This window comes from Roseovarius aestuarii (genome assembly GCF_019966515.1).
Lineage (GTDB): Bacteria > Pseudomonadota > Alphaproteobacteria > Rhodobacterales > Rhodobacteraceae > Roseovarius > Roseovarius aestuarii.
Genome location: NZ_JAIMIB010000011.1, coordinates 60,406 through 82,045 on the forward strand (window position 1 = coordinate 60,406; position 21,640 = coordinate 82,045).

The following is a 21,640-nucleotide window of genomic DNA, read 5'->3' on the forward strand; positions in this document are numbered from 1 at the left end:
CCTTCGTGGTCTTCAAACGTCGAAACAAACGTCCGATCTGGCGGGCCGTGGTCGAGTTTCTCTGGCCGCGCACCGGCTGGACACGCGCGTTTCAATACGTGAAGCACCGGCTGTGGCGCCTGCCCGACCCGCCGCACCGGATTGCGCGCGGCATCTTTGCCGGAGTGTTCGTGACCTTCACCCCGTTTTTCGGGCTGCATTTCTTTCTTGCGGCTTTCGTGGCCTTCGTCCTGCGTGGCAATATCATCGCGTCGCTGCTGGCGACCTTCTTTGGCAATCCGCTGACCTTTATCTTCATTGGGGTCTCATCCCTGCAAACCGGACATTTCCTGCTGGGCAACCGCAACGCCCCCGACACCGAGGAGATACACAGCTCTCTTGGGGAAAAATTCATCAATGCGGGCCGCGACCTGAAAGACAACATGTACGCGATCTTCACCGATGATACCGCCCATTGGTCCGAGTTGAAAATCTTCTACGACGAGGTGTTCTTTCCCTATATGGTCGGTGGCATCATCCCCGGTCTGATCTGTGGATTGATCTGCTATTACATCAGTCTGCCCTTTATCCAAGCCTACCAGAACCGTCGCAGAGGGCGCCTGAAAGCTAAATGGCTGGCGCTGAAAGAAAAAGCTGCCAGCAAGGCTGACGCCAAGAAAAAAGCAGAATAGGCTGACCGCTGAGTCGCAAATGATCAGAGGTCTAAAATGTCGCTATCGGAAAAACTGCGCCTTGGCGTGAACATCGATCACGTCGCCACCGTGCGAAATGCCCGGGGCGGTGACACGCCCGACCCGTTGCGCGCCGCCAAACTGGCCGAGGAGGCCGGCGCCGATGGCATAACCGCACATCTGCGGGAGGATCGCCGCCATATCAGTGATGCCGATATCGACCGGTTGATGGACGCGCTGAACGTGCCGTTGAATTTCGAGATGGCCGCCACCGACGAGATGCAGGCTATTGCGATGCGCCACAAGCCGCACGCGGTCTGCATCGTGCCGGAAAAGCGCGAGGAGCGCACCACTGAGGGCGGACTGGAAGTCGCGCGCGAGGAGAATCGCCTGGCCCATTTCATCGCCCCTCTGCGCGAGGCGGGCTGTCGGGTGAGTATCTTTATCGCTGCCGACAAACGTCAGATCGACGCTGCACACCGGATCGGCGCGCAGGTGATCGAATTGCATTCTGGCGCCTATTGCGATGCTCATCACGAAGGCCGGTTCGACGACCGCGACCGCGAGCTGGAAGCGATGCGCGAAATGTCCCGCTATGCCCATTCTCTGGGGCTTGAGGTACATGTGGGGCACGGGCTGACCTATGACACGGTGAAGCCGGTCGCGGCCTTTGCCGAAGTGCGTGAGCTGAATATCGGGCATTTCATCATTGGCGAGGCGATCTTTATTGGTCTCAAACCTGCTATGGCCGAGATGCGCCGACTGATGGATGAAGCGCGCGGTGAGCTTCAGGCGGCAAGCTGATGCGCTATTCGGTCAACTGGTCGCGTTTCGTGCTGCGCTATGCGCTTGTGCTGATGTGTATTTCGCTGCTGCTTTTCGTTGTCGCGTGGTTCTTTCACTATAGCCTGCGGTCGTCAGCGGCGACATTGGTGCCGATCATGCTGGTCGCTATGCTTGAAGGAGCAGAATATGCCCGCGCAGAAGGTGCCATGCCAAAAGGAGGATGGGCCTGGCGGCAATCAGTTCTCTTTGCCTTGGTGGGATGCGGTGTCACCATGGCATTTGCGGCCTTCTTCATGGTGGCCTTTCCCGGGGGCATGGGCCTTTTCTTGACGCCAAAGGGATTTGCGTCGTTGAGCGCGGTCACAGTCCTTATGATTGTCGCAATCCTGCTCGGCACACGACTGTTTTTCTGGCTGGGCGCGCGCAGTGAATTAAAAAGCCAGCGCCGGGAGTGACAACATGGCCGATATGATCGATCTGACCACATTGCTTACGGTTGGCGTTGCGTTCTGGGTGGTCGCCGCCTCACCGGGCCCGGCCAATATTTCAAATGCCGCGATTGCCATGCGCTATGGCCGCCGGGCCAGTCTTGTCTACGGTTTAGGGTTAAGCGTAGCACTTGTGTTTTGGGGTGTATTGGCGGCCACCGGGATGGGTGCAGTGTTGCTGGCCTCGATCTGGTTGTTGTCGGTGCTGAAACTGCTGGGGGGCCTCTATCTCCTGTGGCTTGCCTGGAACGCCGGACGCTCCGCCATGAGGCCGGGGGCATCAGCACCAACCGAAATTGGCGCGGGCCGCTGGTTCTGGCGCGGGGTGATCCTCAACCTGTCCAATCCGAAATCGGTGATAGCCTGGATCGCGGCCCTGTCTATGGGTTTGAATCCGAACGACACGTTGTTGTCGGTTGTGCTGACCACTCTGGTCTGCGTGCTGGTCGCGTTTTTCAACAACCTCAGCTATTCGCTTGTCTTTTCAATGGGCGGTATGATGGCAATCTATTATCGTGGTCGCCGCTGGATCGAAGGCACAACGGCGGCGCTCTTTGCAACAGGCGCATTCGCCCTGATCCGTTCGGCAGTGTCCAGATGATCCTGGGCGTGGGCACGGACCTGGCGAATATCGAGCGCATAAGTGGCACGCTTGACCGGTTCGGCGACCGTTTCCGCAATCGCGTCTTCACCAAGACCGAACAGCGCAAGGCCGAGCGGCGCAAGGATGTGGCGGGCACGTATGCGAAACGCTGGGCCGCGAAAGAGGCGTGTTCGAAAGCGCTGGGCACTGGGTTGCGCATGGGCATTTCGTGGAAGGACATGGCGGTATCAAACCTGGAAACCGGTCAGCCGGTGATGGCGGTAACCGGCTGGGCGGCAGAACGCCTGGCCGAGATGACGCCCGCGGGGCACGAACCGATTATCCATGTGACCCTGACCGATGATCACCCCTGGGCGCAGGCCTTCGTGGTGATCGAGGCGCGCCCTTCAGCGGGCGGTTCCTGACAGGCGTTCGCTTTGGCTCACGCCGTTCAGTTTTGCGTTCAGGCCACGCAGGCCCTGGGGACGCCCCCAGACCCCGGGTTGAAACCGTTACATTGGCCGGATAGATCAGCGTTCCTATCCGTAACGTTCGGCAGTCAAGCCATCCATGGATATATCCGGATCTTTGCCCAGAACCACATCAGCAACAACCCGACCCGAGCCGCAGGCCATGGTCCAGCCCAGCGTGCCGTGGCCAGTGTTCAGGTAGAGGTTGTCGTATTGTGTCGCGCCCAGAACGGGCGTGCCATCCGGGGTCATGGGCCTGAGCCCGGTCCAGCCTTCGGCCTGACCCAGATCGCCACCGCCGGGGAAGAGATCCCCGATCACGTGTTTCACCGTATCGGTGGCATGCGGCCCAAGCCGATTGGAATAGCCGGCAATCTCGGCCGTGCCCGCCACGCGGATCCGGTCACCCAGCCGGGTGATCGCGACCTTGTGGGTTTCATCCATCAGCGTCGATTGCGGCGCTTTGGCATCATCAATCACCGGCAGCGTCACCGAATAACCCTTGACCGGGTAGACCGGCAGTTTCAGCCCAAGCGGTTTCAGGAAACGCGGTGCATAGCTGCCAAGTGCACACACATATTTGTCACCGGTAATCCGGCCCGCCAATTCCGTGTCTACGCCCGCCACCCGGCCATTTTCAACCGCAATGCCACGAATGGATTGCCCGTACTGGAACTGCACGCCCATCTCTGCCGCTTTCTCGGCCAGCGCGATGGTGAACATCCGGCAATCGCCGGTCCGATCCGCGGTCAGGCGTAGCCCACCCACGAACTTGTCGCGCACATTGGTGAGGGCGGGTTCGGCGACGATACAGCCATCGCGATCAAGTTCTTCGAACGGACTGTTGAATTCGGTCAGAATCTCCTGATCCGCGCGCGACCCCTTAAGCTGCTTTTCTGTCCGGAAAAGCTGCAGTGTGCCCTGCTCACGGCCTTCATAGTCAATGCCAGTCTCGTCGATCAGATCGGGCATCACGTCGCGGCTGTAATTCGAGATCCTCACCATGCGCGACTTGTTGATCCGGTAGCTTTCGGCATTACAGTTTCGGATCATCTGGATCGACCACATCCACATGGTCGGGCTGATCAGCGGCCAGATGAAAAGCGGGCGGCGCTTCATGAAAAGCCACTTGATCGCCTTCACCGGAATACCCGGCGCGGCCCAGGGCGAGGTCATGCCGTAGGACAACTCTCCGGCATTGGCATAGGAGGTCTCAAGCCCCGGCCCGGTCTGCCGGTCCAGCACCACCACCTCGACGCCCTGATTGGCAAGGTAATACGCCGTCGTGACGCCGATCACACCAGCTCCCATCACCACAACCTTCATGTGCTGATCCTCTTCCCCATTACACGCAGAGATCAATATTGCGGGGTTTGGTGGGAAAGCTCAACGACTATCTCTGGCCTTACTGGCACGATCCCGCCAGCGAGGCTCGGGCTGGAACCTTGCGCAACAGGTTGAAAAATTCGTGCGCCGAAACGGTCAAAGAACGGCAACTTCGCTTCCCAATCTCTTCAACCAAAGATAATGTGCGGCAAAAATAACGGGCAAATCCTGTGGGACAAGGGAACGGGACATGGCGCATATCATTGTCGTCGGCAACGAAAAGGGCGGTGCAGGCAAATCGACCGTTGCGATGCATGTCGCCACCGCCCTGGCAAGGATGGGCCACAAGGTCAGCGCGCTGGATCTGGATTTGCGGCAGAAGACCTTTGGCCGCTATGCCGCCAATCGTGCGCGCTTTATGGAAAAGGCCGGCTTGAACCTTCCCGGCGCGCATTATCACGATCTGCCGGAAATCGACCCCGCTGTGTTGCGACCAGGCGAAAACGTCTATGACAGGCGCCTGTCGGCCGCAGTGGCCGATCTGGAAACCGATAGCGATTTCATTGTGATCGACTGCCCCGGCTCTCATACGAGGCTAAGCCAGGTGGCGCATTCACTGGCCGATACGCTGATCACGCCGCTTAATGACAGTTTCATCGATTTCGACCTGCTGGCGCATGTCGATGTGGATGGCCGCAAAATCCTGGGGCCGTCGGTTTATTCCGAGATGGTCTGGAACGCCCGTCAGTTGCGCGCGCAGGCGGGGCTGAAACCGATAGACTGGATTGTGGTGCGCAACCGCATGGGTGCGCAGCAGATGATCAACAAGCAGAAGATGGGCGCTGCGATCGACAATCTTGCCCGACGTATCGGGTTTCGCACCGCGCCGGGGTTCAATGAGCGGGTGATCTTCCGCGAATTGTTCCCGAGAGGCCTGACGCTTCTTGACCTGAAAGATATCGGTGTCAAAGGCCTCAACATTTCGAACGTCGCGGCCCGGCAGGAACTGCGCGAGTTGATCAAGGCGCTCGAACTGCCCGGTGTCGAGGTGGATTTCTAAACTCACCCGCCTCTATTGAACGCTTCGTGCCCGGCCACTGCTATACCGGCTTGAACCGCCCGTCTTCAAATTCGGTGACAGCCCTTACCCAGATCTTCCCTTGCACGTCCTGATAGATCACCACGTCGCTTCTGTCCGCTTCCAACGTGCCCCGCCCGAGGACTCGGTAGAGACCACCCTTGCGGTGTTGATGGGTTGCCTGCCACCCTGCCCCACCCGCTGGCGCATCGCGGCTGAAATCCAGCCCGGCCACATCCCGGGCAACCTGTTCATTCGGACGCATGTGTTTGCGGAACGCGCCAAACCGGCGAAGCAGAAATGTCATGTTTCCCTTTCTAGACCGAAAGAACCGATCCTGTGATGGCGTTGGGCCGATAGGTGGTACATCCTTTACAGCCGGAATCGTAGGCTTGTTGATAGACGTCCTCAAACGCCGCAAACGGAATGTTTTCCGGACAGTTGACGGTTTTCGAGATCCCGCTGTCGATCCAACGCTGCGCCGCGGCCTGCATCCGCACATGTTCATCCGGGCGCAGATCGGAAGCGGTGACAAATGAGCTGGGCAATTCCGCCGAGCTGCCATTGAGGCGATGATAAAGCCAGGCCGCATAATCTTCGACCAATTCCTCGGACTTGGTTCCGTCCGGGCGACTGATTTTGCGTTTGAAAGATGTTGCGAAGACCGGCTCGATCCCCGACGAGACATTGCCGCCCAGCATCGAAGTGGTGCCGGTCGGGGCAATTGTCGTCAGAACGCCGTTACGCAACCCGTGATCTGCAATGGCCTTGCGCACCTGCGGGTCAAGCGCCCGGATCGATGCATGTTGCCGGTGCAGCGATGCATCGTAGAGATGAAATGGCCCCCGTGCTGCTGAAAGCTTGGCCGAGGCAAGATAGGCTGCGTTCTGGATTGTGCGAACCCAAGATTCCACGAGCGCAGCGGCCTCGGGCGTCCCATAGCGCACGCCAAGCATGATCAGCGCATCGGCAACACCGGTCACCCCCACCCCGATACGCCGTTTCTCTTGCGCCTCGCGGCGCTGCGCGCTTAGCGCGAAACGGGACAGGTCAATCACATTGTCCAGCAGTCGCACCGCGGTACCGGCCAGGTGTCGCAACTCTCTCAGGTCAAGATGTGCATCACCCCGAAACGGGGATGCCACCAGCCGCGCCAGATTGATCGACGCAAGCGGACAGGTGCCGTTGGGCGGCAATGGTTGCTCGGCACAGGAATTGGTGGCGGACAATTCTTCGAGATAAGACAACGGGTTGCCGGCATTGATGCGATCGATGAAAAGCACACCGGGCTCGGCTGTCCAATAGGCGCGCTGCATGATCGCCTCCCATATGTCGCGCGCGCCGACGCGTCTTACAGTCTGACCGTTCCACACCAGGTCCCATGTGGCATTCGCTGCGACGGCAGCCATGAAGCGATCGGTGATCAGGACCGACAGGTTGAAATTGCGCAGCCGCGACGGATCGGACTTGGCATCGATAAATGCCTCGATATCCGGATGATCGCAGCGCATCGTCGCCATCATCGCACCTCGGCCCATGCCGGTGACCAGCATCTTGCAGACCGCATCGCAGATATCCATCGCCGCAAGCGGTCCGGCGGCCGGGCAATCCAGACCGCGCACAAGATTGCCTTTTGGACGAAGCGTCGAAAAATCAAACCCGATCCCGCCGCCCATCTGCATTGTCAGGGCCGCATCCTTGACCGTGTCCATGATCCCTTTGACCGAGTCCGGGATCGTGCGCATCACGAACGTATTGCACAGCGTCACGTTCCGGTGCGTGCCTGATCCAGCAAGGATACGCCCCGCGGGAAGCAATTTGAATCCCTGCATAGCCTGATAGAAGGAGTGCGAAACTTCCTGCCGGTTTTCGACTTTTTCCGGTTGCGCAAGTGATCGCGCAACCCTGATCCAGGTATCGCTCAGTGTTTCATCAACCTCGCGGCCCGCGGTTTTGTATTGATATTTCGAGCGCCAGATCTGTTCACCGATGAGTTGATCAAAGGCCATTCCCGACGGGCGGGTTCCAGTTCCATCCAACATAGTCCACTCACATCCTTCCACTTATTTTATTTAAGCTTGTTTCCAATTCGTTCTTTTGCGTTAACCTTTTGTTAACAATTGAAAAATACGAGCTGATACTTAAAATTTGATTAACAATTCGTTAACGCCGCGAAATGCGAACACGCGGCCAAAAACTGTTGAATTACCCTTGTTTTCCACGTCCAATTAGGCCACCTGCGCTTTATCTGCGGACGACGCTATTTTGGAGTGACAGGTAAATTTCTTGAGAAGTCCAATAACTGTATGCATCCGATTCGGGTCTTCCAGGTTTGAATAAAACTGTCGAAAAAATTGATGACAAATCGGGTTTCTTGGCTCACAGAAATTTAGCTGAGCTTAACAGGCGCGCTTTAGCGAGAAGACTATAACCAACGACAGAAGGGCCTTCTCGTGATGAAACTTTATGCTTGTTTGGGGTCGGGTAACTGCTTCAAGCCCTGGTTGGCCATGAACCAGCTTGACCAACCCTTTGAACTGACCCTCATCGATGTCCTGAAAGGTGAACAGAAATCTCCTGAATATCTTGATATCAATCCGCTGGGGGTCGTCCCGTATCTTGAAACCGATACTGGGCACGGCATTGGCGAGAGCAACGCCATGCTCTGGTATCTGGCAGAATCCAGCCATCTGATGCCGACCGACCGGTCAGAACGCGCCGAGGCGCTTCAATGGATGTTCTTCGAGCAATCAAAGCTTGAACCATATATCTCGCCGGCAAGGTTCTTCACGACCATCGTGCCGGAACAACGCGACGCGCGCGCCATCGATATTGCCGATTGGCAGGCCTCTGCCGAGGCGGGTTTATTCCGACTTGATGGGCATCTGCATGCTCGGCAGTTCATGCTGGCCTCGGGATATTCCGTCGCTGATATCGCGGTCTTCGGTTACGTTCATGTACTGGAAGAGGCCGGTCTTGCGATGAAGGATTTCCCGGCAATCGAGCGTTGGATCGCTGATGTGACATGCACTGATAGCTTCCAACCGATCGCGGAAATGGGTCAGCCAATCGATAAAGCAGCCTAACCTCCCTGCCAGTCGGGACGGAACCTCATGGGCAACGAGAAAATAAAGCTTGGAACCGCCATGCCGTTGCTTTCGGCGATGGCTGGTCGCGGTCGGATCTATCCAGACTCGTTCACCGTCGCGCGGCGGTTGCATGCTGCGATCTGGGTTTTCGACATAGATAATTCTCGGATTATCTTTGCGAATGATGCAGCCTGCCACCTTTGGCAGGCAGAAAACGAAGTGGATTTGTGCAATCGAAACCTCGCCGACGACATGTCCTCGACAGTCGCCAAACGGCTTAAGCAATACCAGGTCGATTTTGTTGCACATAACGCGGTTTTTGATGAGTTATGGACACTTTATCCAAAGGGAAAACCTGAAAGTGTTCGGGTGTATTTCAGCGGATTTTGCCTTCCCGACGGGCGCATGGCAATGCTATGCGAAGCGGTTAGTCAGGTTAAAGACGAACCTGAAAAGCTGCGCACTGCCGAAGCATTGTTGCATACCGATGTGATGATCACGCTATTCGAGAAGGATGGCGCGCCATTTTACATGAATCCGGCGGCGCGTAACGCGGCCTTCGACCCCACGCTGAAGTTCGAAGACCATTTCGTTTACCTGCCTGATTACGACACGTTGATCGACAATGCCGAAACATCGGGCCAGCACCGCATGGTGGCCAGGGTAAGAACCAACTCCGGGCCGCGCTGGTACGATATTTCGGCCAAACTTTGTTCGGATTCGGTGACCGGAAAACCGGCAATCCTTGTAACCGCCGTCGATGTCAGCGAATTGAAGAATGCGCGTGACAAAGCCCGCTATCTTGCAGACCGCGATCAGCTCACCGGTTGCTTTAATCGAACGTATCTACTTCAACACGTGGCGGCGATCCAGCGGTCCAAGACCGGGCGCTGCGCCTTGCTGTGCTTCGATCTGGACAATTTCAAACAGATCAATGACCGCCTGGGGCATCAGATGGGCGATGTCGTCCTGAAAGAAGTGGCTGCGCGGGCAAACAAATCAATTCGCGAATGTGATATCCTGGTGCGCCTTGGTGGTGACGAATTCGTGATCATTTTCGAAGATATCGCTATCGGGACCGAATTTAGTTCGAGGATTGAAAACCTCCTGAAGCTCATCGCACAGCCCATCACTCACCAGTCCGTGCGCACCACCGTAACTGTAAGCATGGGCGTTACGATGTTCTCGCCAGATACGGCCGACCTGACCAATGTGATGCGCGAAGCAGATATTGCACAATATGCCTCCAAACAGGCGGGCCGCAACCGGGTGACGTTCTTTACCGAACAAATGGGGTCTGCCGCCAATGCCCGCAACACCATTGAGCAGGAATTGAAAACCTCAATGGAAAACAGGAACTTCGTGCTGCATTTTCAGCCAAGGGTCGATCTTGCCGAAAGCCGCGTCGTATCAGCAGAGGCGTTGGTCAGATGGCAGCACCCAGAGCGCGGATTGATCATGCCGAATGAATTTATCCCGATCTGTGAAGAGACCGGAATGATCGAGGAACTGGGGCAGCTGGTGTTGGAAATGGGATGCGAACAGGCAATCGCTTGGCACAAATCCGGCTTTGATATCGAAATTTCGCTAAACATTTCACCACGGCAGTTCGATGATGAACGGCTGATGCAGTCGCTGCGCAAATACTCAGTGCATCCTGAATTCCCCAGCGGAAAAATTGAACTGGAGATAACCGAGAATGTACTGATCGGCGATCATGACCATATCGAAAACAAACTCGAAGCAATTGCGCAGCTGGGTTATCGTATCGCGATTGACGATTTCGGAACCGGCTATTCAAACCTGTCATATATCTCGCGCTTTCCGTTGAACTGCCTGAAGATCGATCAGTCATTCATTAATCAGCTGCCGAAATCCGGGCCGATCATCGATTTGATCCTTACGCTGGCGCGACAAATCGGTGCAACGGTCGTTGCAGAAGGTGTGGAAACAGCAGAGCATCTCGACTGGTTGGCTGATCATGACTGCGAACAGGTGCAAGGATACCTCCTGTCACGTCCGGTTCCGCTCGAACGCCTTGAATCAACTGTCGAGCAGTTGAACGCCAAATGCAAATCCAACGCATTGAACGCTGACACACGGTTCACAGGCTAAAATACTGTGCGACATCGGTCTCTGCCACAGAGCATCATTGCCACTGATGTCATTTTCTCCCCGTTGTCAGATCGGTCTGTTTGCTGGCCCATTGCATCCCGAACGCGGCCCCAACAAATAGCATGATCGGCCAGATAATGACCTTCAAAGTTTCTACAGGCTCAGCATTCGACGCCTTCCATGCGACAAAGCAAAGGAAAACAGCGAGGCATGCGGCAAACTCGCGTTTGAACGTTTTTTGTTGCATTCATCCCATCCTTCACCCGCTCTTTTATCGGTAACCCGAATACCGGCTGATTACCGGCACGTACGGTCGATAAACCATCCCAGCAGCGAAATCAGACAATGCAACAAAGATCGCTTTGCTGGCGAATTCAGCGCGCAATCACGATATCCGCGCGTAAACCGCCCAACCGTTCACTTTCTGCCAACCGCAACATGCCGCCGTGGACGCGGGCAATGTCGGCAGCGATGGCAAGCCCAAGACCTACGCCACTTCCCTTGTCCTGGTTACGGGCCGGATCAAGCCTGGCGAAGGGCTTTAGCGCTTCCTCCCGCTGATGTTCGGGAATGCCGGGCCCGTCATCCTCAACGCGGATGCGCAGGGTTTTTTCAGTCAGCAGCACCGACATCTCGGCGCGGGTGCCATAACGTACCGCGTTGTTGATCAGATTTTCGATCGCCCGGCGCATCCCTCCGGGGCGTAAGGCAACTTTTCCCTCTCCCTCGGCATCGATCAATCGGGCATCAATCCGTGCACGCTTGCAGTCTGCCACGATCTGCTCCACCAATTCCACCGGATCCACCAGTTCCGGCTCGCCCTCTTGCGCGCCGCGGGCAAATGCCAGAAACTCATCCAGCAGCCGCTCCATTTCCGTAACATCGCGCCGCAAGAACATCGCCTCTTCATCGTCCATCATTGACAGGCCAAGTTTCAGCCGGGTCAACGGTGTGCGCAGATCATGGCTGACACCCGATAACATCAACGTACGCTGCTCGATCTGCCGTTCGATCCGTGCGCGCATGTCCAGGAATGCGCTACCGGCCGCCCGCACCTCGGTGGCGCCTGCTGGCCGATAGGTCACGTGCCGACCGCGGCCAAACGCCTCTGCAGCGCGCGCTAATCGAGTTATTGGGCGCAACTGATTGCGCAGATAGAGATAGGCGATGACCGTCATCAGCACGCCGAAAACGATCATGTAGACCAGCAGTTGGTGCGGGTTTGAGGCCGAAACGCGCCGTCGGTCGAAACTAAGCACCACGGGACCGCTCTGCGTCTTGAAAAAAAGCCGTACCACCTTGTCGTTAGGCAAATCGATTGCTTGTACCTGGGGCAGCAATCGGGTGAACTCACCGATCACGACCACCCCTGTAAAATCGTACCAGCGCCTCGCGTTACCTACCGGAGTTTCCCCGGCTTCAAGCTGGCTGACGGCTATTTGCAAAGCTCTAGCCATCTCAAGCCCCTGCCCCTCGTCCGGCGCGGTTCCATTTTCCAGCACCAGCAGCACCTCTCGGCTGACCGCTTGCGTCATCTGTTTGGTAACGCCGTCGAAATGGCGCTGAATAAAGACGATCGAAATCACCAGAAGCAAAGAAATGACCGGCAAAAGCAGAATTAAAATCGCCCGGCCATAAAGGCTGCGGGGCATATAGGGTTTGAGCCAGCGGAAGTTCATGCGCTAAACCTAGCTGGGTGATGCGACAAGAGGAAGAGCCATGAACGCAGCCGGTGACTTCGACCCGCCCGTCGGGATCGCGCAAAAGATCGGTCCGAGTGTTCAGCGTATCCTAGCACCAAACCCGTCCCCCATGACATTTCGTGGCACGAACACCTATCTGGTCGGCGACAGGCAACTGGCGGTGATTGACCCGGGCCCGCTGGATTCGGGACACCTGCGGGCGATTCTGGGGACATTGCGGCCAGGCCAGCAGATCACTCATATTCTGGTCACCCACGCACATCTGGATCATTCCCCCCTCGCGGCAGCGTTGTCACGTGAAACCGGCGCGAAAATTTACGGCTACGGAGCCGCGGATGCCGGCCGCAGCGCCGTGATGCAACGCCTCGCCGAGCGCGGACTGGTTGGCGGCGGCGAAGGACTCGATCGCGATTTCAATCCCGATATCGGTCTGGAAGACGGCGCCCTGCTCGACGCAGATGGTTGGCAGCTGCGCGCCCACTGGACCCCTGGTCATTTAGGCAATCATCTGTGCTTTCAGCTGGGCCAGGCTGTTTTTACCGGTGATCTTGTGATGGGCTGGGCCAGCTCACTGGTCTCTCCACCAGACGGCGATTTGACCGATTTCATGTCATCGTGCCAGAAGCTGAAGAGCTTGGGCGCGAAGGTGTTTCACGCCGGTCACGGCGCACCGATTTCCCATCCTGCCGCCCGCCTCGACTGGCTGATTACGCACCGACTGTCACGAGAGTCGTCAATCCTGGAACATCTTCGCAAAGGCCCAGCGACAGCGAAGGATCTGACCATGCAAATCTATCACGATACCCCGGATGCGCTCATCCCAGCGGCCACCCGCAACGTGTTGGCCCATCTGATTGATCTTCATGGAAAAAGTCGGGTTATGCCAGCAGCAGAACTAACCGCAGAGTCGCAGTTTCTGCTGATATAGCAGACCATCTGCAGCGTATTGAAAAAAGTGTCAGAACCCCTCTGGACGGGAACAATCGGGATTGCTATACGGGCGTAGATGTTCCGGCGTAGCTCAGCGGTAGAGCAGTTGACTGTTAATCAATTGGTCGTAGGTTCGATCCCTACCGCCGGAGCCAAAGAATTCAAAGGCTTGGCGTTTTCGCCGAGCCTTTTTTGATTGCCAAATCAAGTCTGTCCTTGCCGATGGCCACGTTTAAATAACGCGAAGATCAATCTGCTTTGTTGAAAGTGATCTGCCGGAGCAACTCAACGCTAATAACCCGGACGGCAGAGTATGGCCCGTTCCTGACGGTAGCATCTTTACTCTTCGGGTGTGATGGCGGAGCGACAGGGATTCGAACCCTGGAGACGGTCTCCCGCCTACACACTTTCCAGGCGTGCGCCTTCGACCACTCGGCCACCGCTCCGTTGCGCGGGTGTGTAGCCCGACTTTCTCGACCTGTGCAAGGGCTGAATGACTGCCCGATCGGCAATGGAGGCATTTCGGTATGACCGGTGGTGCAGATTGGATGCTCCTATTGCGCACGCAACAACCGATCAGGCAGTATTACAGTCAGCGCATCCTATTCGCCATCGCCATCCCCGTCATCCGTACCCTGCGGCTCTGTCTGTTCATTAATGGCCGCAGTTCGTGTGCCCGTCTGTTTTGATTCAGCGAAATCCCGGTTCAGAGTCTCGGGATTGCGTAGCCAGACGTCGCGCTGTGCGAATGGAATCTCGATTGCCTGCTCCGAGAACTTCTGAGCAATTTCGTGATTCATGTCGGAATGCACGTTCATCACCCAATTCACATCGCGCAGGATCGCTCGTATTTCGAAATCCAGCGAGTCTGCGCCAAAGCCTCGGAACAGCACATTGGGGGCTGGGTTGGCGAGAACCATCGGATGCGCCTCGGCCACCTCCCTGAGGATCTTCTCGACCTGTTTTGTGTCGCTACCATAGGCCACGCCCACTGGTACGATCAGGCGCCCGACGGTGTTGCCACGAGTATAATTCGTAACCCGGCCGCTTACAAAATCGGCATTGGGCACGATCACGTCCGACCGATCGAAGGTTTCGATCACGGTTGAGCGCACCGAAATATCCTTGACTGTGCCATGGATACCGCCCACCTCAATCCAGTCGCCCTGCGATATCGGTCGTTCGATCAGCAGGATGATGCCCGAGACGAAATTGGAAACGATATTCTGTAGGCCAAAACCGATGCCGACGGAAAGCGCGCCGGCGACAATAGCAAGCGAACTCAGATCTATCCCGGCGCTGGTAATCGCAATCAGCGCTGCCAGGAAGATCCCGATATACCCGACACCCGAGACGACTGCATTGCGTCCGCCCATATCCAGCTTGGTCTTCGGCAGAATGGTGTTTTTCAGCGTACCCTGAAGCGCGCGTGTCAATGCGTAACCAATCGCAAACACAATCGCTACGGTCAGGAAAATCGCGGGCGAGATCTGAACACCGCCAACGCTTACGCCCTCGGTGAACTGTGTCCAAAGCTCGGTCAGATCAACCAGCCGCGCGCCCCAGATCAGAGCAAAGATCGGAAGCGATAAGAGCACAAGCACAAAGCCGACCAGGACCGGTGTCAAAGAATCCGCCGCCCCGTCGCTACTGCGGCCCCGGAGCAACGCATAGACCTCGTTCACCAATCGCTGCAGCACGATCAGGGCGGCCACCAGCATGAGAGAGAAGAGCGAAGGCAGCATCAGCGATTGCGCCGCCTTGAAATAACCGATTGCCGCCAACACCGGCGCCACGACCGCCAACACCATGACCGCACGCAGCATCAGCCTTGTGAAGCGTCCGCGATATGTCTCTTCGTCTTCGTTATCAGCAGGTTGACGAGCGCCCAATATCAGAATCCGCACCAGCCACACCAGCAGCAGCGACGCGACCACAATGAGCGGGAAAAGCACGACATTGGTCGCCTGCTCTGGCCAACCGGCCGCCTGAGACATTGAGGTAAGGACATAAAAAGAAGCAATCACAAGCCCGAGAGATGCTGTGTAGAGACGGCCGTAGCGGCGCTGCTGCACGTCAAGATTCAGAAACGGAAGACGCAGTTCCGACGCCGGGAAAATCCGCTGCGAAAGCCAGAGCACGAGCAGGTAGATAAATACGGCCCTCAGCAGAACCGACAGGAACATGTCGCCCCGAACCCCCAGAAGCCCGGTCGCATAGGCTGCTTCGATCAACGAATAGGTGCCCAGCCAAGGCAGGATCAACGATCCGAGCGAGATGGCAAATGTCGCGACCCAGAGCCCCGCACCCGCGTCTTTGCGGTCACGCGTCAACCGCTTGATCACCCGTTTGGTCCAGCGGCGGCCACGGGCAATCAGCAAGATACCAAGAACCATCAAAAACAGGATCGCAGGCAGATCTTCTTTTGCTTCAGCTCTCTGTAATGGGTTCGACCATGCGGTGGAAACCTCACGTCCTATTTTACCGAAACTGTCGGTAAGCGCCCTGATGCCATCGTCAAAATAGGTAGGATTGAGGGGCGAAGGACCGAGCTCCAGAAGCTCTTCGGCCTGGCGTTCACGGATGATCGTATCGATCCCCGCTATCAGGCTTTCGGCCCGGCTATGGGCAAGTTCAGCTTTCTTGACCGGTGCTTCCAGCTCCGCAAGCCGCGCGTTTAACTGTGCGCGCTCTGCGGCAACCTCTTCGCCCTCGCTGCCGTTTTCCGGCGCCGGGCCTAATGCTTCGAGTTGCGCCCTTACGCTATCGATCGCACTGCTGTTGGCATCCCTGGCCGCTTGAAATTGTTTTCGCCAATTGGCAATTTCACTGCGCAATTCCTCAAACGCAGTGTTCGAGGCCCGCCGCAATTCGACAGCAGACTCGCTGAATGTCGCAACTTCGTCCCACCTGCTATAGTCGATTGCGGTATCTGCGGGTTGGGCGCTGGCGTGCGGAACGTGTACCGATGCTGTCGCAGCCACCGCCAGCGTAAGCAGGATCATCAGATATCGGAGATACCTCATGCGTCTTCAAATACGCCGGGGATGGCACGGGGCGCATCGGTCAACCAGTCAGGCGACGGGAGACCTTTTTCACGCAGAAACTCGGGGTTGAACAACTTGGACTGATAGCGTGTGCCGTAGTCGCACAGCATGGTCACAATCGTGTGCCCCGGCCCCATCTCGCGGGCCATGCGGATGGCGCCAGCAATATTGATCCCGGTCGAGCCGCCCATGCACAGCCCTTCATCGCGCAGCAGGTCGAAAACGATCGGTAATGCCTCGTCATCGGGGATCTGCCACGACATGTCGGGGGTGAAATCTTCGAGATTAGCGGTGATCCGGCCCTGCCCGATCCCTTCGGTGATCGAGCTGCCCTCGGCTGCCGCTGCACCATCGCGGTAAAGCGTGAACATGCCCGACCCCATCGGATCGGCCAGCGCGACCTTGACGCCTTTTGGCTGAAGCGCCACCCCGACACCGGCTAGCGTCCCGCCCGAGCCAATGGCGCTGACGAAACCGTCCACCTTGCCGCCGGTCTGTTCCCAAATCTCGGGGCCGGTTGTTTCGACATGTGCCTGCCGATTGGCGACGTTGTCGAACTGGTTGGCCCAGATCGCGCCGTTAGGGTCGGTTTGCGCCAGCTTTTCCGCCAGACGTCCGGAGTAACGCACGTAATTGTTCGGATTCTTGTACGGGGCCGCTGGCACCTGCACGAGTTCTGCGCCCGCCAGCTGGATCATGTCCTTCTTTTCCTGACTCTGGGTCTCGGGAATGACGATCACCGTTTTGAAGCCCAGCGATGCCCCCACCAGCGCGAGGCCGATGCCGGTATTGCCCGCAGTGCCTTCCACGATCGTGCCGCCAGGGCAAAGATCGCCCTTCGCCATCGCATGGCGGATAATATAAAGCGCGGCACGGTCCTTGACCGACTGGCCGGGGTTCAAAAACTCGCATTTTCCCAGAATAGTGCACCCGGTTTCCTCGCTCGCCTTCTTCAGCTTGATCAGCGGGGTATTCCCAATGGCCGCGGCCAGATCCTCAGCGTATCGCATTGCCTGATGCTCCTGTCATAGCGTCCCTTTGGTGTATGTCCTGACGAGGCCGACATCAAGCCGATGCGCGCAACCTTTCGCGCTCGCGCTGCAGCCACATCAGGCATAGGATCAACGGTCCGTTACTGGCTTCGCCAGAAGGGATCAGAGACATAGCGCGCTCGAACGGCAGAACATGGGTGCGAATATCCTCATCCTCGCTATCCAGCCCGCCGTTGCCCGCGCTGTCATCGGGCAGATCGCATAGGCCCAGATAACAGTGAAAATATTCGGTCGAGCATCCCGGCGAGCAATAGTGGCTGGTGATATGTTCGAGCCGGTCAAGCGCCAGCCCTGCTTCCTCGACACATTCGCGATGCGCGGTTTCCTCGGGGTTCTCGCCCGGATCTATCCGTCCCGCGACAGGTTCCAGCATCCAGGGATGTGGATCGCCGCGCCCAAATGGCCCCATGCGAAACTGCTCGACCAGAAGCACCCGATCGCGCAACGGATCATAGGGCAACACGATAGCGGCATCGGTGGCAACAAACACTTCGCGCCGCACTGTCGGGCTCATACCTCCGGCGAAGTGTGGATGCCGCAACATGTATTCCCGCGTCAGAAAAAAACCGGCATGGCGATTGGTCTGACCCTGTATTTCAACCCGCTCGGCGGACAGATCACTGCGTACTTCCTTGGGTGGACCCGGATGCGCTGCGACACGCGCCGCTGCCCGCACCAGCACCATAGTCATGATCTGCGCCAGCATGTCGGGTGGCAAAACCCAGTAATGCTGTCCTATCTCGTCGGCGGCAAAAAGCGCGAGCTGCCCCCATCGTTCCCGCCAGGCGTCAGCAGCCCAAGGGAGGTTGAATTCAGAGTTTTCTAAGGTCGGGCGAAAAATCATCACCGATTGTGGGCGCCGATTGATCTCGACGTTGACGATAGCTGCCTCATAGCCCAAGCCCGCGGCGAAGTAGGCGATCCGGTCGGCGGCCTCTGCAGGTGGGTTCATCAGTGCCAGCCCGGTCACCTGTTGTCGCGCAGCTTGCAGTTGCGGAAAACAGGCTCGCTCCGATGCGCGCAACGCAAATCCCGTCAGGATGGCCGGAGCGGTTTCGCCCGTGTCCCCGGCAATCCGCCGCAACAAGGGTGGCCATGCCATCGGGCCATATAAGAAAATCTGTACCAAAGGGTCAGGACCAGCGCCGAGACGCCCATTCCGACAAAACGCCGGTGATAATGCCGCCAACCAGCAAAACGACGATGAGTTCGAAATTAAGCAGCCTGAGGCCGAAATCGACGGCAATCTCGAACATTGCAACAATCGCCTCGACCGGCCCTTCGTAGCGTCGTTGCAACGCAAGCTTAAGCATTTCATTGAGGCTTTGCACGGTAAGTGACCAGACGACCAGTGCTGCAACGCCCGTCAGACCAGCGCTGAACGACTCGAAATAGCTGCGCCCGGTTCGGGTGCCAACGACAAGCCAGCCGCTGAGCAGCCCCAGCACCACGTTGACCTCGTTGAACCAGCCAAAATCAGTACCGTCGGGCATAAGTGGGCGGAAAAGTTCAGACGCATACCATGCAATGATGGCAAGACAGATGGCAGCGACAATCTTGGCTGCGGTGGGCATTCGATCAGTGATGGGCATCTATTGCGGCCTTGCTACGGTGAACTGTACTACATCGCAATTACCGCTTTGGAAGGCCCCCGCACAAGAGGTCAGATAAAAATTCCACATCCGCCGGAACCTGTTGTCAAATCCCAAGGCCGATATCTGATCCCATTTCGTGTTGAATGTATCATGCCAGCGGCGCAGCGTCTGGCTGTAGCTCTGACCGAATTCGACCGTTCGGGCCACCCGAAGCCCGGCCCTGTCAACTTGCGATTCAAGCGCCGCCGGGCTGGGCAGCATGCCACCCGGAAAGATGTATTTCTGGATGAAATCCACTCCCTTGCGATAGGTCTCCCAGCGTCGATCTTCGACGGTAATGACCTGTAAGGTGGCTTGCCTGCCCGGCCTCAGTCGATTGCGCAGCGTATCAAAATAAGCGGGCCAGTATTTCTCGCCCACCGCCTCGAACATCTCGATGCTTGCGATCCCGTCATAGCAGCCCTGCTCATCGCGGTAATCCTGAAACTTGAACTCCACCAAGTCAGATAAATTTTCCTTTTCAATTCGTTCCCGCGCGAACTTCAACTGCTCCTGACTGATTGTCAGGCCCGTGACCCGCAATCCACGCTCTTTCGCGGCATATTCGGCAAAACCACCCCAGCCGCAGCCGATTTCAAGAATATGGTCGCCTGGATCGACACCCATCTGGTCTATCAGGCTGGCGTATTTGGCGATCTGCGCCTTCTCCAGACTCTCTTGTCCAGTCTCGAACAGCGCACTGGAGTAGGTCATCGTCTCGTCCAGCCACAAGCGGTAGAAATCATTCCCAAGATCGTAGTGATAGCTGATGTTCTTGCGTGCCTGTTGCCGGCTGTTACCGTTCATCCAGTGGCGCAGCCGCTCATAAGCGCGCACAAGCCCCATCCCCGGAAACCCGTCATATAGCGCATCATTGTCGTGATGCATAAAATCCATAAACGCCTGCAAATCGGGGCTGCTCCACCAGCCATCGAGGTAGGCTTCGCAAAAGCCAAGATCGCCCTCGCGGATCAGGCGCGCAAAACAATCGGGGTTGTGAACCTGCATTTCGGCCACCGGGCCCGGGTTTGAGGCTTCAGCGCGAAACACCCGACCATCGGGCAGCACGAAGTCGAGCCGACCGTGATTTATCTGTCGCGCCAGATCAAACACCTGCGCAAAATAACGCGGCAGGTCACGCTGGCCTGTCGTGTCAGTCAGGATCATAAATCCCCCCGTTACTCACCGTCAGGCTAGGACCGCCGCGGCCATTTCGGCAAGAAATTTATGAGCGATCAGAAGTTTCTGGCCTCATATGCAGCCAATGCGCGTTTTCTTCCCACGGAAAGCTCTACCACTGGTTGCGGATACGCGTCTTTTGGTGACAGATTCCATGATTTCGGCACCGCATCGAAATAGGCAAGCGCCGTGGGCGATGGGCTGTCTTTTTCTTCCGCGATCCAGCGCGCGATAAATTCCCCGTCGGGGTCGAACTTCTCAAGCTGGGTTTCGGGATTGAATATCCGGAAATAGGGCGCGGCATCAGGGCCCGAGCCAGCGACCCATTGCCACCCCATCGCGTTCGAGGCGGGATCCCAATCAGTCAGGCATTCCTCGAACCAGCGCTGGCCAATCCGCCAATGGCACCCCAGATGCTTGGTAAGGTAACTCGCCACGATCATCCGGGCACGGTTATGCATCCTGCCGGTCACGTACATCTCGCGCATCGCTGCGTCGACGAAGGGCACTCCGGTACGCCCACGCGTCCAAGCACGAACCTCTACCGATTGCTCATCTTCGTGCCAGGGAAACGCGGACCATTCCGGACGCCAACTGTCAGTCAGGATATGCGGTGTGTGATACATCAGGTGATAAGCGAACTCGCGCCAGACCAGCTCTTTCAACCATGTCTCGGCGCCGCTTGCCCCCCGGTGCAGGGCGCTCAACCCCGCATGCCAGCACTCGCGCGCAGATATTTCACCCAGGGCGAGATAGTCCGACATGCCCGAGGTGCCATCGACGCCCACCATGTTGCGCGCCGTACCGTAGCTATCAATACCCTCATAGCTGAACCACCCCAGCCGATCCCTGGCGCAGGTCTCGCCGGGCCGTTGCCAGCTTGCCGCCACCGCCGCACCGCGTCGCATCGCGGCCCCAAGGTTCCAATCTTCCAGCACGTCGCTTTCGGGCCAGTGATCCGGCGCCGGTATTTCGGCGGGCGCTGCATCGGGTGGGGCCACGTCGCGGTTCTTCACCGCGTTCCACATCGGCGTGTAGACCTTGTAATAGCCGCCCTGCTTGGTCTCGACCGTCCAGGGTTCGAACAAAAGATGGCCGTTGAAACTTTGCGCCTCGATGCCGCGATCTTTCAAACCGGCCTTGATCGCACTGTCTCGTGCCGTTGCCTGCGGATCGTAAAGGCGGGTCCAGTACACAGCCCCTGCCCCGGTCTCGACGATCAGTTGCTCAAGGACATCCTGCGCGTTCCCGGCTCGCAGGATCAACTGGCTGCCTTTCTGTGCCAGGCTTTCGGCCATGACCTTCAGCGACAGTCTCAACCGCCATTTCGGTGCAGCGCCAAGATCGTCGACCGTTTCATCCCGGATGAACACCGGAATGACCGGCCCGCCACGATGACACGCCGCCAGCAATGCCGGATGATCGCCCAGCCGCAAATCGCGGCGCAGCCAAAGAAGCGTCGGTTTGCCGCCGGTCATGCCCTACCCTC

At 57.5% G+C, this 21,640-nt stretch carries 20 protein-coding genes and 2 tRNA genes; 10 read left to right on the forward strand and 12 right to left on the reverse strand.

What is annotated here, in order from left to right:
• Positions 1-5: 5 nt before the first annotated feature.
• From LC334_RS13880 to acpS, 5 genes are read left to right on the forward strand one after another with little or no spacing between them, the layout of a single operon-like run.
• A complete protein-coding gene (locus LC334_RS13880; protein WP_085801198.1) occupies positions 6-671 on the forward strand; it encodes a DUF2062 domain-containing protein in 666 nt (221 codons plus the stop codon).
• Positions 672-707: 36 nt separating this feature from the next.
• A complete protein-coding gene (locus LC334_RS13885; protein WP_085801197.1) occupies positions 708-1,475 on the forward strand; it encodes a pyridoxine 5'-phosphate synthase in 768 nt (255 codons plus the stop codon).
• Positions 1,475-1,912 (forward strand): ABZJ_00895 family protein, encoded by a 438-nt coding sequence (locus tag LC334_RS13890; RefSeq protein WP_085801196.1) that lies wholly within the window; start codon positions 1,475-1,477, stop codon positions 1,910-1,912. Before LC334_RS13885 ends, LC334_RS13890 begins: the two co-directional genes overlap by 1 nt.
• Before the next feature lie 4 nt (positions 1,913-1,916).
• The gene (locus LC334_RS13895; RefSeq protein WP_217809119.1) at positions 1,917-2,546 is read left to right on the forward strand and encodes a LysE family translocator; all 630 of its coding nucleotides are present in this window, start codon (positions 1,917-1,919) and stop codon (positions 2,544-2,546) included.
• Positions 2,543-2,953, forward strand: a complete 411-nt coding sequence (gene acpS / locus LC334_RS13900; protein WP_085801195.1) for a holo-ACP synthase — start codon at positions 2,543-2,545, stop codon at positions 2,951-2,953. The genes LC334_RS13895 and acpS overlap by 4 nt, the downstream gene beginning before the upstream one ends.
• Before the next feature lie 114 nt (positions 2,954-3,067).
• Here the strand turns inward: acpS and LC334_RS13905 are convergent, their stop codons facing one another.
• Positions 3,068-4,324 (reverse strand): D-amino acid dehydrogenase, encoded by a 1,257-nt coding sequence (locus LC334_RS13905; protein ID WP_085801194.1) that lies wholly within the window; start codon positions 4,322-4,324, stop codon positions 3,068-3,070.
• A 250-nt stretch (positions 4,325-4,574) separates the two neighbouring features.
• Here LC334_RS13905 and LC334_RS13910 point away from each other — a divergent pair, with 250 nt between their 5' ends.
• The gene (locus tag LC334_RS13910; protein ID WP_085801193.1) at positions 4,575-5,384 is read left to right on the forward strand and encodes a division plane positioning ATPase MipZ; all 810 of its coding nucleotides are present in this window, start codon (positions 4,575-4,577) and stop codon (positions 5,382-5,384) included.
• A gap of 40 nt (positions 5,385-5,424) precedes the next feature.
• On the opposite strand, the gene LC334_RS13915 is transcribed toward LC334_RS13910, so the two are convergent.
• Positions 5,425-5,709 carry a DUF1653 domain-containing protein gene (locus tag LC334_RS13915; protein ID WP_085801192.1) on the reverse strand — a complete coding sequence of 95 codons (285 nt, stop codon included), beginning with the start codon at positions 5,707-5,709 and terminating at the stop codon, positions 5,425-5,427.
• 10 nt (positions 5,710-5,719) lie between these two features.
• Entirely contained in the window at positions 5,720-7,411 is a 1,692-nt protein-coding gene (locus tag LC334_RS13920; RefSeq protein WP_139836443.1) for an adenosylcobalamin-dependent ribonucleoside-diphosphate reductase, read from the reverse strand.
• Between the two features lie 447 nt (positions 7,412-7,858).
• On the opposite strand from LC334_RS13920, the gene LC334_RS13925 reads away from it, so the two are divergent.
• The gene (locus tag LC334_RS13925) at positions 7,859-8,488 is read left to right on the forward strand and encodes a glutathione S-transferase family protein (RefSeq protein ID WP_085801190.1); all 630 of its coding nucleotides are present in this window, start codon (positions 7,859-7,861) and stop codon (positions 8,486-8,488) included.
• A 27-nt stretch (positions 8,489-8,515) separates the two neighbouring features.
• Positions 8,516-10,606 (forward strand): GGDEF domain-containing phosphodiesterase, encoded by a 2,091-nt coding sequence (locus LC334_RS13930; protein WP_223413001.1) that lies wholly within the window; start codon positions 8,516-8,518, stop codon positions 10,604-10,606.
• A 49-nt stretch (positions 10,607-10,655) separates the two neighbouring features.
• Here the strand turns inward: LC334_RS13930 and LC334_RS13935 are convergent, their stop codons facing one another.
• Positions 10,656-10,853: a hypothetical protein gene (locus tag LC334_RS13935; protein ID WP_085801189.1), complete on the reverse strand. Its 198-nt coding sequence runs from the start codon at positions 10,851-10,853 to the stop codon at positions 10,656-10,658.
• Positions 10,854-10,980: 127 nt separating this feature from the next.
• Entirely contained in the window at positions 10,981-12,285 is a 1,305-nt protein-coding gene (locus LC334_RS13940) for an ATP-binding protein (RefSeq protein ID WP_085801188.1), read from the reverse strand.
• Between the two features lie 40 nt (positions 12,286-12,325).
• Here LC334_RS13940 and LC334_RS13945 point away from each other — a divergent pair, with 40 nt between their 5' ends.
• Together LC334_RS13945 and LC334_RS13950 are read left to right on the forward strand one after the other, a co-directional pair.
• Positions 12,326-13,237 (forward strand): MBL fold metallo-hydrolase, encoded by a 912-nt coding sequence (locus LC334_RS13945; RefSeq protein WP_085801187.1) that lies wholly within the window; start codon positions 12,326-12,328, stop codon positions 13,235-13,237.
• Positions 13,238-13,319: 82 nt separating this feature from the next.
• Positions 13,320-13,394: transfer RNA gene (locus tag LC334_RS13950), tRNA-Asn, on the forward strand.
• A gap of 201 nt (positions 13,395-13,595) precedes the next feature.
• On the opposite strand, the gene LC334_RS13955 is transcribed toward LC334_RS13950, so the two are convergent.
• The 7 genes from LC334_RS13955 to LC334_RS13985 form a co-directional block, all read right to left on the reverse strand.
• Positions 13,596-13,685 (reverse strand) — tRNA-Ser (locus LC334_RS13955).
• A gap of 156 nt (positions 13,686-13,841) precedes the next feature.
• Positions 13,842-16,265, reverse strand: coding sequence for a DUF3772 domain-containing protein (locus LC334_RS13960; RefSeq protein ID WP_085801186.1), 2,424 nt, complete (start codon positions 16,263-16,265; stop codon positions 13,842-13,844).
• Positions 16,262-17,296, reverse strand: a complete 1,035-nt coding sequence (locus tag LC334_RS13965; RefSeq protein WP_085801185.1) for a cysteine synthase A — start codon at positions 17,294-17,296, stop codon at positions 16,262-16,264. Before LC334_RS13965 ends, LC334_RS13960 begins: the two co-directional genes overlap by 4 nt.
• 55 nt (positions 17,297-17,351) lie before the next feature.
• Positions 17,352-18,440 (reverse strand): NUDIX domain-containing protein, encoded by a 1,089-nt coding sequence (locus tag LC334_RS13970; protein ID WP_085801184.1) that lies wholly within the window; start codon positions 18,438-18,440, stop codon positions 17,352-17,354.
• Between the two features lie 31 nt (positions 18,441-18,471).
• Positions 18,472-18,930: a TrgA family protein gene (locus tag LC334_RS13975; RefSeq protein ID WP_085801183.1), complete on the reverse strand. Its 459-nt coding sequence runs from the start codon at positions 18,928-18,930 to the stop codon at positions 18,472-18,474.
• Positions 18,931-20,139, reverse strand: coding sequence for a class I SAM-dependent methyltransferase (locus LC334_RS13980; RefSeq protein WP_085801182.1), 1,209 nt, complete (start codon positions 20,137-20,139; stop codon positions 18,931-18,933).
• A 68-nt stretch (positions 20,140-20,207) separates the two neighbouring features.
• The gene (locus LC334_RS13985; RefSeq protein ID WP_085801181.1) at positions 20,208-21,629 is read right to left on the reverse strand and encodes a cryptochrome/photolyase family protein; all 1,422 of its coding nucleotides are present in this window, start codon (positions 21,627-21,629) and stop codon (positions 20,208-20,210) included.
• Between the last annotated feature and the right edge of the window lie 11 nt (positions 21,630-21,640).

Coding starts and splice junctions, on each gene's coding strand:
- LC334_RS13885 (WP_085801197.1), top strand. CDS start 708: ATGTCGCTATCGGAAAAACTGCGCCTTGGCGTGAACATCGATCACGTC.
- LC334_RS13890 (WP_085801196.1), top strand. CDS start 1,475: ATGCGCTATTCGGTCAACTGGTCGCGTTTCGTGCTGCGCTATGCGCTT.
- LC334_RS13895 (WP_217809119.1), top strand. CDS start 1,917: ATGGCCGATATGATCGATCTGACCACATTGCTTACGGTTGGCGTTGCG.
- acpS (WP_085801195.1), top strand. CDS start 2,543: ATGATCCTGGGCGTGGGCACGGACCTGGCGAATATCGAGCGCATAAGT.
- LC334_RS13905 (WP_085801194.1), bottom strand. CDS start 4,324: ATGAAGGTTGTGGTGATGGGAGCTGGTGTGATCGGCGTCACGACGGCG.
- LC334_RS13910 (WP_085801193.1), top strand. CDS start 4,575: ATGGCGCATATCATTGTCGTCGGCAACGAAAAGGGCGGTGCAGGCAAA.
- LC334_RS13915 (WP_085801192.1), bottom strand. CDS start 5,709: ATGACATTTCTGCTTCGCCGGTTTGGCGCGTTCCGCAAACACATGCGT.
- LC334_RS13920 (WP_139836443.1), bottom strand. CDS start 7,411: ATGGCCTTTGATCAACTCATCGGTGAACAGATCTGGCGCTCGAAATAT.
- LC334_RS13925 (WP_085801190.1), top strand. CDS start 7,859: ATGAAACTTTATGCTTGTTTGGGGTCGGGTAACTGCTTCAAGCCCTGG.
- LC334_RS13930 (WP_223413001.1), top strand. CDS start 8,516: ATGGGCAACGAGAAAATAAAGCTTGGAACCGCCATGCCGTTGCTTTCG.
- LC334_RS13935 (WP_085801189.1), bottom strand. CDS start 10,853: ATGCAACAAAAAACGTTCAAACGCGAGTTTGCCGCATGCCTCGCTGTT.
- LC334_RS13940 (WP_085801188.1), bottom strand. CDS start 12,285: ATGAACTTCCGCTGGCTCAAACCCTATATGCCCCGCAGCCTTTATGGC.
- LC334_RS13945 (WP_085801187.1), top strand. CDS start 12,326: ATGAACGCAGCCGGTGACTTCGACCCGCCCGTCGGGATCGCGCAAAAG.
- LC334_RS13960 (WP_085801186.1), bottom strand. CDS start 16,265: ATGAGGTATCTCCGATATCTGATGATCCTGCTTACGCTGGCGGTGGCT.
- LC334_RS13965 (WP_085801185.1), bottom strand. CDS start 17,296: ATGCGATACGCTGAGGATCTGGCCGCGGCCATTGGGAATACCCCGCTG.
- LC334_RS13970 (WP_085801184.1), bottom strand. CDS start 18,440: ATGGCATGGCCACCCTTGTTGCGGCGGATTGCCGGGGACACGGGCGAA.
- LC334_RS13975 (WP_085801183.1), bottom strand. CDS start 18,930: ATGCCCATCACTGATCGAATGCCCACCGCAGCCAAGATTGTCGCTGCC.
- LC334_RS13980 (WP_085801182.1), bottom strand. CDS start 20,139: ATGATCCTGACTGACACGACAGGCCAGCGTGACCTGCCGCGTTATTTT.
- LC334_RS13985 (WP_085801181.1), bottom strand. CDS start 21,629: ATGACCGGCGGCAAACCGACGCTTCTTTGGCTGCGCCGCGATTTGCGG.